Here is a 9527-nt window from a genome sequence, read left to right on the forward strand (position 1 = left end):
GGCACTCTGGCCAAGCGAAAGGAGAGCAGCGATGGCCGAGGGCACGCAACTCAAGACCAAGGGCATCAACCATGTCGCGCTGGTGTGCCGCGACATGGCCGAGACGGTGCGCTTCTACACCGAAATCCTCAACATGCCGCTGTTCAAGACGGTTCAGTTGCCCGACGGCGGGCAGCATTTCTTCTTCGATTGCGGCGGGGGCAATGCGGTGGCGTTCTTCTGGTGGAAGGATGCCCCGCCGGCCGCGCCAGGAATCGCCTCGGTCAAGAAGTTCCCGTTCGAGGCCAAGACCGCGGTCGGCTCGATGAACCACCTCGCCTTCCACATGGAGGAGGCCGAGCTGGAAGCCGCGCTCGCGCGGCTCGAGGCGGCGGGCGTGCCCCACACCCACATGGTCTTCAACCATGATGACAGCCCCTCGGGCTATGCCCGCGAGATGCATGAAGGGGTGTTCATCCGCTCGGTCTATTTCTCCGATCCCAACGGCATCCTGCTCGAATTTGCCGCGACGACCCGCAGCTTCACCCCCGATGACGTGCGCCACGCCCCGGCAAGCCTGGTGGAGCCGGCCTGATGCCGCGCCTGCGCCAGGTGCCGCGTGGCGAGGCCGATGCCGAGGTTGCGCTGCCACTCTATAACCTCCTGTTCGGCGCCCGCGATCCGGTGGCCGAGCCCGGCACCGCCACCGGCACGCCCGGCGATTGGTGGACGGTCTTCGCCCTCTCCCCCGATACGCTGCGCCACGCCGCGCAGGGCTTTTCCTATTACCGCTCGCCCAAGCGCAAGCTCGATCCGGTCTTGCGCGAGCTGGGCCAGACCTGGGCGGGATGGGCCACCGGCAGCCAGTTCGTCTTTTCCCAGCACTGCAAATCGCTGCGCGGGCTGGGCGTGAGCGAGGAAAAGATCGCCGCCCTGCCCACCTGGCAGACCGCAAGTGCCTTCGATGCGAAGGAGCGCCTTGTCCTTGCCTATGCCGATCGGCTGGTGTGCCATCAGGGCCGCGTGCCCGATGCGCTTTTTGCCGAGCTCAAGGCGGCCTTCAGCGACGAGGAGATCCTCGAGCTTACCTACATCACCTGCCTTTACCTCATGCACGCGGTGATGAGCCGGGCGCTGCGCACCGAGTTTGACGACCGCGACGATCCGATCGTCGAGGTGCCCGCACCCGAAGGCTTCGACGCGCTCGATTTTCTTGGCGGCAAGCGGCGCGAATAGCCCCTTCCCGCAACGGAAGGGGTTGGGCGGGGGTATCAGACGAGCCGCCCCACCGTCCGCCCGCGATCATCCTGCTTCAAGGTCAGCCGCTTGCCGAAAGGCTCGCCGTTCTCGAAAGCTGCGGCCGTGGCGGGATCGGAAAGATCGGCATTGCCCACTACCCGCGCGCCATTTTCCGCGCGGCCGATGAAGATCGCCTCCGGCCCCTTCGGCCCGTGGTTGATGGTATAGGTCTCAACCACCGCGCCCTGCACCGGCCCCGCGGCGAGCGGCACCTTGTCGGTCAATTTGGGCAGGCGCAAGAAACGATCATTGGCGCGCCAGTCGGCGGGCGTGGTCGCATAGATGCCGGTGGCATATTTGCTCATCCACCCGCCATTAGCCCCGACCAGCGCAAAGGCGCCCCGATCCGCGCGCACGCGGGCCACCGCCTCGGCGATGGCATGGGCCGAATAATTGTTCCCCGCCCCGCCGAAGAACGGCAGGCCCCCGGTGAGCGTCAGCCCGCGCGGATCGTCATAGGCAAGGCCGAAATGGTCGCACTGGTTGAAGACCGGAATGGCAAAGCAGGAATAGAAATCGAGATAGGCCATATCGCCCATCGCCTTGCCCGCCCGCGCCAGCGCCGCCTCGACGCTGGCGATGCTGGCCGGCGCAGCGGCAAGATCGGGCCGCTCGGCCAGCTTGACCTCGGTCGCGGCAGACACCGCGTGGATATGCACCCACCGGTCTTCCGGCACGCCCAGCGCGCGCGCAAGGCCCGCGCTCGCAAGGATGATCGCCGCGGCCTGATTGACCTGATCGCGCGCCACCGTCATGCGCGTATAGGGCTCGGCAACGATGCGGTTGCGCTCCGTCACCTTGGCCAGTTCCTCGGCGCTGCGCACCACCGGCGCTGCGGCGTGGGGGTTGGCCGCCGCGACGCGGGTGAAGGGGGCAAAGAGCCTGCCGATCTCGCGCCGGTAGGCCTCCAGGCCCAGCCCCAGCCGGTGCCGCCGGGCGTTTTCGGCGAGGGCATAGAGCGGGATCGCGCCGCTTGCCCCGTGGGCAAACAGCGCCGGCTCCATCAACTCCTCAACCCCATAGCCCTGGTCCTCAAAGCTGCCGCCGATGGCCTCGGACCAATCGGGCTTCTGGCCCTTCGCCGTGAGCGCCAGCACGGTCGAGATCGCCTCGGCCCCGACGATCGCTGCACAGGCGATCTCTCCCGCCGCGATCGCCTGAGCAAATTCGCCCACCATTTGCTGGTTGGTCTGCCCGCCGGTGGTGGAAAGGATCAGCCGTGAAGGGCGCGCGCCCACGCGCCGGGCCAGCGCGCCGGGCACATTGTCGGGGGCGCCGAAGGGCGGCTCACGCCCGGGCCGGCTCATCTCGAAGGCACGGATCGCCGCGAGCGTGTCGATCGCACCCGCAAGATCGCCCCGCGCCGCGCTGTCGGCAATTGCCGCGGCAAGCGCCCGTCCGCCCAGGTCCATGTAGGAGAGCGCTTGGTAACCCGGCTCTCCCACCCGCTCGGAATATTGCCCCACCCCGATGATCACCGGGGTGTTATCGGGCACCGCGTCAGTCGCCGAAGTCATCGACGCGCTCGACGATGATCGCCGGGGCCATGCCGCCCGCCGCGCACATGGTGACGAGGCCATAGCGACCACCGCGGCGCTCAAGCTCGTCGATGATGGTGCCGATCAGGATCGATCCCGTCGCCCCGATCGGGTGGCCGAGCGCGATCGACCCGCCGTTAACATTGACCTTGTCCCAGCTGAGCCCGAGGTCGCGCACGAACTTGGCCGCCACCACCGCAAAGGCCTCGTTGATCTCGAACAGGTCGATGTCATCGAGGGTGAGACCCGCCTTGGCCAGCACCTTCTTCGCCGCCGGGACGGGGGCGTTGAGCATCAGCGTCGGGCAATCGCCCATGTTGGCGGTGGCGACGATCCGCGCGCGCGGCTTCAATCCATGCTTCTGGGCATAGGCCTTGCTGGTCACCAGCACCGCCGCAGCGCCATCAACCACGCCGCTTGAATTGCCGGCATGGTGGAAGTGCTTGATCTCGAGATCGGGATATTTCTGGTTGATGAGCTTGCGGAAGGTGGTGCCGTGCTCGTCAAGCGGCACATCGGCGATCTTGGGGAAGGCAGGTTCGAGCTTGGCGAGGTCTTCCATGGTGGTCTGCGGGCGCGGATATTCCTCGCGGTCGAGGATCACATTGCCCTCGTCATCCACCACCGGCACCACCGACTTGGCAAAGCGTCCCTCGGCGATCGCTTCGGCCGCGCGCTGCTGCGAACGGTAGCCAACCTCGTCCAGCTCCTCGCGGGTGAAGCCCTCCATGCTGGCAATCGCATCGCCGCACACGCCCTGGTGCGATTGCGGGTGCACCTTGCGCAGCCGCTCGTTGTAGCTGCCCATCATCGGCGGTTTGATCCCGGCGCGCATCTTCTCCTGCGCCATCGCCGCGGTGAGGCTCATCATCTCGGTGCCGCCGGCAACCAGGCAATCTTCCATCCCGCTCATCACCTGCGCCGCGGCAAGCGCGACGCTGGTGATCCCGCCGCCGCAGAAGCGATCGAGCGTGGTGCCCGACGAGGTGATGTCATAGCCGGCATCGAGCGCGGCCATGCGCCCCATGTCGCCCGCCTGAAGCCCGTCCTGGGTGCTGACCGACCAGATCACGTCGTCAACCGTGCTGGTGTCGAGGTGATTGCGCTCCTTGATCGCCTTGAGCACCGTGGCGGCAAGATGCTGCGGGTGGCAGCCGGCCAGCGCCCCCTTGCCCTGTTTGCCGATCCCACGCGGGGTGCGAACGGCATCGATGATGTAAGCCTCGGCCATCTGATCCTCTCCTCAATCAGCGAAATTGCGGTTGACGCGTCCGTAAACCGACTGCACGAGAGGCACAAGAATTGCGTTTCAAATCGCAATCACATTTTCGATAGGCCGCTAGAGAGGAACCTGAGCCGTGAGCGAGACCACCGCCCCCGAAGTGCTGACCGAGGTTGAGGATGGCATCCTGATCGTCACCATCAACCGCCCCGAAGCCAAGAACGCCATGACCAAGGCCGCCGCCGAGGGTATCGCCGCGGCGATGGATCGGCTCGATGCCGAGGATGACTTGAGGGTCGGCATTCTCACCGGGGCGGGGGGCACCTTCTGCTCAGGGATGGACCTCAAGGGCTTCCTGCGCGGCGAATCGCCCACCGTGGAGGGGCGCGGCTTTGGCGGGGTGGTGCAGGCCCCGCCCAAGAAGCCGCTGATCGCCGCGGTCGAGGGCTATGCGCTGGCCGGGGGCCTTGAACTGATGATCGCCTGCGACCTGGTGGTGGCGCACCAGGATGCCAAGTTCGGCATCCCCGAAGTCAAGCGCGGCCTTGTTGCCGCGGCGGGCGGGGTGATGCTGCTGCCCGACCAGATCCCGCAGCGCATCGCCATGGAACTGGCGCTGACCGGCGATTTCATCGATGCGCAGCGCGCCTATCAGATCGGCCTCATCAACCAGGTGACCGATGGCCCCGCGCTCGCGGCGGCCAAGGCGCTCGCCCAGCGCATCGCTGCCAACGGGCCGCTGGCGGTGCGGGTATCGAAGCAGGTGATGAAGGAATCGCGCGGCTGGCCCATGGAAGAACGCTACGAGCGCCAGGCCAGGCTGATCGCCCCGGTGTTCACCAGTCATGACGCGCGCGAGGGCGCCGCCGCCTTCGCCGAGAAGCGCAAGCCCAACTGGACCGGCAAGTAACAACAGCGCGGGGCCGCCCGCGGGCCTGCCCCGTCAATTTCATTCATCCCCCGGGCCAATGTTTCACGTGAAACATCCCGGCCCGGGCCGAGCTTCAGGAGAGAGAGAAATGCCCGTCATCGACGTGCCCCCACCCGCCTTCATGCAGGACGAGGAGATCGCCATCTTTGCCGATGCGGTCGGCAAGTTCTTTCAGCAGCACGCCCCGGAAAAGCGCGTCCGCAAGTGGCGCGAGGATGGCCAGGTGGAGCGCGAATTCTGGCGCGAGGCCGGTGCGGCCGGGCTGCTGGGCGTGTCGGTGCCGAGCGAATATGGCGGGCATGGCGGGGATTTCCGCCACGACATGGTGGTGATCGACCAGCAGGCCAAGCACGGCGTGGATGGCTTTGCCGCGAGCCTCCACAACACCATCATCCTGCCTTATCTGGTGCGCCACGGCACCGAGGAGCAGAAGAAGAAATATCTCCCCCGCCTCGTCACCGGCGATCTCGTCAGCGCCATCGCGATGAGCGAGCCGGATGCCGGCTCTGACCTCCAGAACATCAAGACCACCGCCCTCAAGGACGGCAACGGCTACCGCCTCAACGGCTCCAAGACCTGGATCTCGAACGGGCAGCTCGCCGATTTCATCATCGTCGTGGCCAAGACCGATCCCAACGAAGGGGCCAAGGGCATCTCGCTGCTGCTGCTCGAGACGGAAGGGGCCGAAGGCTTCAAGCGCGGGCGCAAGCTCGACAAGATCGGCCTTGACGCGCAGGATACCTCCGAGCTGTTCTTCGACAATGTCTTCGTGCCGGCCGACAACCTCCTCGGCGGGATCGAGGGGCGCGGCTTTTATCAGCTCATGGGTGAGCTGCCGCAGGAGCGCCTGGTGATCGCCATGGGAGCGATGATCGGGATCGAAAAGGCGCTCGAGGTGACGGTCGAATACGTCAAGAACCGCAAGGCCTTCGGCAAGACCATCTGGGATTTCCAGAACACCCAGTTCACCCTCGCCGATCTCAAGGCCCGCGGCACCGCGGCGCGGGTGTTCGTCAACGACTGCATCGCCAAGCTGCTCGAGGGCAAGCTCGATGTCGCCACCGCCAGCATGGCGAAATACTGGGTGACCGAACTGCAATCGGAAGTGGTGGACAAGTGCCTGCAATTCCACGGCGGGGCGGGCTATATCAATGATTACGCCATCGCCCGGATGTATCGCGACACCCGCATCGCCCGCATCTATGGCGGCTCGAACGAGATCATGAAGATGCTGATCGCGCGCTCGATGTAAGCGGCCCGGCGCTCGCGGCCCCGGGGGGCCGATCAAGCGCGAGGATCGAGATTGGAGGGCGGCTCGGGCAACCCGGGCCGCCTTTTTCGTGTCGCACGTTCGTGCCGCTGGCGCGGATTGCCTTTGCCGCGCCGCAACGCTGCGCAAGCGAAAAGGGCGGCCCGCCGATCACGGGCCGCCCCCCCTCTCCCACATGGGCTGGCGGCACAAGCCGTGCTTGGCCGTCAGAACTTGGCGCGCAGCGTCACCCCGTATTGCCGCGGCGGCAGGGTGAAGGCCGAGATTGAATTGGCCGCGCCCGAACCACGCAGGGTGGTGTTGAAGGTCACCCCGCGCACCACTTCGTCGGTCAGGTTGTTGACCCAGCCTTCGAGCGCGTAACGGCCATCGCCGAAGCGCAGGCCCGCGCGCAGGTTCACGAAGGCCTTGCCGTCCTGGATGTCGGCAATGATCCGCGGCGCGGCATCAATCGCGGCCTGCACCTGTTCGGCTGTTGCCCCGGCCGGCACGGTGGGCGGCACGATCGCCTGGGTCGAGGTGCGCTGGTCGCCCTCGATGCGGACCTGGCCCGAGAGGAAGAACTCCATCGAATCGGTGATCGGCTTTTCCCACATCCCGCCGAACAGCGCGATGAGCTGCGGCGCGTTGGTCAGGTCGTTGCCGCACAGCGAGGCGACCGTGACCACGGTTTCCTGGCCCTTGTCGCAATCATCGGGATAGCTGGCCTCGAGGATGGTGGCACCGACGTTGAAGGTCAGCTCGTCATTGGGACGGATCAGGCCTTCGATTTCGACGCCCTTGGTCTCGGCCACGGGGACGTTGAAGGTGGTGAAAGCGGTCCCGGTGAACTCGAGCACCTGGAAATTGGTGAACTCCTCGTAGAAGCCCGCGAGGTTGAGCGTGACCTTGTCGTCGAGCATCTTCGCCTTGAGGCCGATTTCATAGGCATCGACCTCTTCCGACAGGAAGCGCGGATCGGCGCCGTTCACCGCAGCGGTGGTATCGAGGTTGATACCGCCCGCCTTGTACCCGTGGGTGAAGCTGGCATAGGCATTCACCGAGGAGCTGAATTCATAGCCCAGCTTGACGGTGTAGATCAGCTCTTCGTCGTCGAAATCGGTCTGGAAGGTGCGCACCAGCGGCAGCACAGCCGCCTGCGGCAGATCGGCCGGCGCGGTGAAGCCGAAGCAGCCGAGGCCGATGAACGAAGGCCGCAGCGCCGCCGGAATCACCCCCAGCGCACCCAGCGTCGCCGGGCAGATCTGGTTGTTGACCGCGGTCTGGCTGAAGCCGCCCGACTTTTCTTCCCACGAATAGCGCGCACCCAGCGTCAGTTCGAGGCCATCGGTGATCTCGAGGGTATTATGGGTGAAGATCGCGTAGCTCTTGGCATCCTGCTGGAAGCGGTTGGTGTTGGTGGTGCCCGCCGGGTCGCGCCCGGTGAACAGGGTGAGCGGGTTGGGGCCGAGCGCCCCGCCGGTCGGCACGAACAGCAGCGCGCCGACGTTTTCGCCGTAATCCTGGCCCAGCGCGAAGCTGACCGACTGGTCGATCGTCTCGTCGGAATAGAACCCGCCGATCATGTAATTGAGCCTGCCGCCCAAGGTCTCGCCCTGCAGGCGCAGTTCCGCAGTCCAGGTCTCGAGGTCGAGGTTGAGGCCGGTAACGTTGAAGATATCGAGCCCGGTGAAATCGGAATCGTAGGCCTCGAAGCTCTCGTACTTGCGCCACGAGCCGATGAAGATGAGATCGGCATTCTCGCCCACCGGCACCTCGATTTCGCCGGTGATGCCGTAGTTGTCGATATCGGCACGCGGGGCGAAGTTGGCCGAGACGATGCGGTTGTCCATCGCCCGCTCGAAAGTGCGCTGGTCGCGCGGCGTGGTGGCCACCACCGGCTGGCCATTGCCGCCGTTGAGCCCGAGCCCCACCGCAGCATAGGCCCCGCCGGTCACCAGCGGCGACTGGTAAAGCTCGATCGCGCCGCAGCAGCTCGACTTGCTCTTGGAATAGTCGGCGATGATGCGCCCGCGCAGCCCGCTATCGGTGTCCCAGCCGATCTGGCCGCGCACCAGCCACTGATCGACATCATTGGTCTCGCCGACCTTCACCCCGTTGCGGTTGACCACGTCAAGAAAACCGTCGCGCTCGCGCCAGGCCCCGGTCAAGCGCAGCGCCAGCGTATCCTTGACCAGCGGCACGTTGATCGCGCCTTGCAGGCTCTTTTCATCGAAATTGCCGTATTCGGCATTCACGAAGCCGCCGAACTCGCTGACATCGGGGCGCACATTGGTGATGTTGAGCGCGCCCGCTGAGGTGTTGCGGCCGAACAGCGTGCCCTGCGGGCCGCGCAGCACCTCGACCCGCTCGACATCGACGAATTCAGCCAGCGCCACGCCGGGGCGCGACTGGTAGGCGCCATCGACGAAGATGCCGACTGCGCTCTCAAAGCCGATATTGTTCGAAGTCGTCCCCACACCGCGCACGCGCAGCACCACCGAACCCGAGGCAAGCTGCGCCTGGCTGGCGGTAAAAGAGGGCGCGAGCGTTGCCACCTGGCGGATATCGACCACGCGCTGCGCCTCGAGCTGCTGCGGCGCGATCGCGGTAACCGCCAGCGGAATGTCCTGCACGTCCTGGGCGCGGCGGGTGGCGGTGACAATGATCACGTTGTCATCGCGCATGGTGGGCGCCTCATCGGCCTGCCCCTGCGCGAAGGCGGGCGTGGTAAGCGCGCTACAGGCCATCAGCCCGCAGACAAGCGTGGTAAACTTGCGCGTCATGGGGTCTCCCTCTCTCCAGTCACCAGCCGGTCTTGGTGTCGGTCTTGGTGTCGGCTGGCAAAACTATCAGGCCCGGCCAGCCTGCCAAGCGTCACAGTCAAAGTTCTGGGCCGAGTAGCAAAAATGCAACAATCAGCGCCGCTGCGAAGCAAAGGTGCTCCGCTGCGCGCATCGCCGAAAGATTGTTGCCATTGGTCAAGAGAGGCTAGCACTACTTTGGCAGATTTCTAAGGATCAATCGTCGCCATCGTCTACGGCAGTGGGGGCATGTTGGCGGCGGAGGCTGGCTGAGCTGGGTCAGGATGGCCTGCCTGATGGCGGGCAAGGTTGGCTGCGGCGGCGGGCTCGGACTTCTTTTTTTTCCGACCCGCTGCCTTGAGGCGGCGGGCTTGCAGGAAGGCGAACGCGATCATGCTCATGAGGGCATGTCGGTGAAGACCCTGCCATGATCGTCCCTCGAAGTGATCAAAGCCGAGCTCTTCCTTGAGCTGTTGGTGAGCCTGCTCGCAGACCCAGCGGGCCT

Annotated in this window: 7 protein-coding genes and 1 pseudogene; 4 read left to right on the forward strand and 4 right to left on the reverse strand. The window is 65.6% G+C overall.

Annotated features, from left to right (window positions below):
- The first annotated feature begins 31 nt into the window (after positions 1–31).
- A complete protein-coding gene (locus G524_RS15645; RefSeq protein WP_036857772.1) occupies positions 32–574 on the forward strand; it encodes a VOC family protein in 543 nt (180 codons plus the stop codon).
- A complete protein-coding gene (locus tag G524_RS0110515) occupies positions 574–1215 on the forward strand; it encodes a carboxymuconolactone decarboxylase family protein (RefSeq protein ID WP_027443684.1) in 642 nt (213 codons plus the stop codon). Before G524_RS15645 ends, G524_RS0110515 begins: the two co-directional genes overlap by 1 nt.
- Positions 1216–1250: 35 nt before the next feature.
- On the opposite strand, the gene G524_RS0110520 is transcribed toward G524_RS0110515, so the two are convergent.
- Both G524_RS0110520 and G524_RS0110525 read right to left on the reverse strand, forming a co-directional pair.
- Complete coding sequence (locus tag G524_RS0110520) at positions 1251–2795, reverse strand: acetyl-CoA acetyltransferase (RefSeq protein ID WP_027443685.1); 1545 nt, start codon at positions 2793–2795, stop codon at positions 1251–1253.
- The gene (locus tag G524_RS0110525; protein ID WP_027443686.1) at positions 2779–4047 is read right to left on the reverse strand and encodes an acetyl-CoA C-acetyltransferase; all 1269 of its coding nucleotides are present in this window, start codon (positions 4045–4047) and stop codon (positions 2779–2781) included. The genes G524_RS0110520 and G524_RS0110525 overlap by 17 nt, the downstream gene beginning before the upstream one ends.
- Before the next feature lie 127 nt (positions 4048–4174).
- On the opposite strand from G524_RS0110525, the gene G524_RS0110530 reads away from it, so the two are divergent.
- The gene (locus G524_RS0110530) at positions 4175–4948 is read left to right on the forward strand and encodes a crotonase/enoyl-CoA hydratase family protein (protein ID WP_027443687.1); all 774 of its coding nucleotides are present in this window, start codon (positions 4175–4177) and stop codon (positions 4946–4948) included.
- A gap of 109 nt (positions 4949–5057) precedes the next feature.
- A complete protein-coding gene (locus tag G524_RS0110535; RefSeq protein ID WP_027443688.1) occupies positions 5058–6221 on the forward strand; it encodes an acyl-CoA dehydrogenase family protein in 1164 nt (387 codons plus the stop codon).
- A gap of 224 nt (positions 6222–6445) precedes the next feature.
- On the opposite strand, the gene G524_RS0110540 is transcribed toward G524_RS0110535, so the two are convergent.
- Together G524_RS0110540 and G524_RS16640 are read right to left on the reverse strand one after the other, a co-directional pair.
- Positions 6446–9004 carry a TonB-dependent receptor gene (locus tag G524_RS0110540; protein ID WP_245561352.1) on the reverse strand — a complete coding sequence of 853 codons (2559 nt, stop codon included), beginning with the start codon at positions 9002–9004 and terminating at the stop codon, positions 6446–6448.
- A 251-nt stretch (positions 9005–9255) separates the two neighbouring features.
- Positions 9256–9527: pseudogene (locus G524_RS16640) on the reverse strand (IS701 family transposase); the annotation flags it as partial.

This window comes from Erythrobacter cryptus DSM 12079, from assembly GCF_000422985.1.
Taxonomy (GTDB): Bacteria; Pseudomonadota; Alphaproteobacteria; order Sphingomonadales; family Sphingomonadaceae; genus Erythrobacter; species Erythrobacter cryptus.

Excerpts from the sequence above, each read along its gene's own strand:
- G524_RS15645 (WP_036857772.1), top strand. The coding sequence starts at position 32 with ATGGCCGAGGGCACGCAACTCAAGACCAAGGGCATCAACCATGTCGCG.
- G524_RS0110515 (WP_027443684.1), top strand. The coding sequence starts at position 574 with ATGCCGCGCCTGCGCCAGGTGCCGCGTGGCGAGGCCGATGCCGAGGTT.
- G524_RS0110520 (WP_027443685.1), bottom strand. The coding sequence starts at position 2,795 with ATGACTTCGGCGACTGACGCGGTGCCCGATAACACCCCGGTGATCATC.
- G524_RS0110525 (WP_027443686.1), bottom strand. The coding sequence starts at position 4,047 with ATGGCCGAGGCTTACATCATCGATGCCGTTCGCACCCCGCGTGGGATC.
- G524_RS0110535 (WP_027443688.1), top strand. The coding sequence starts at position 5,058 with ATGCCCGTCATCGACGTGCCCCCACCCGCCTTCATGCAGGACGAGGAG.
- G524_RS0110540 (WP_245561352.1), bottom strand. The coding sequence starts at position 9,004 with ATGACGCGCAAGTTTACCACGCTTGTCTGCGGGCTGATGGCCTGTAGC.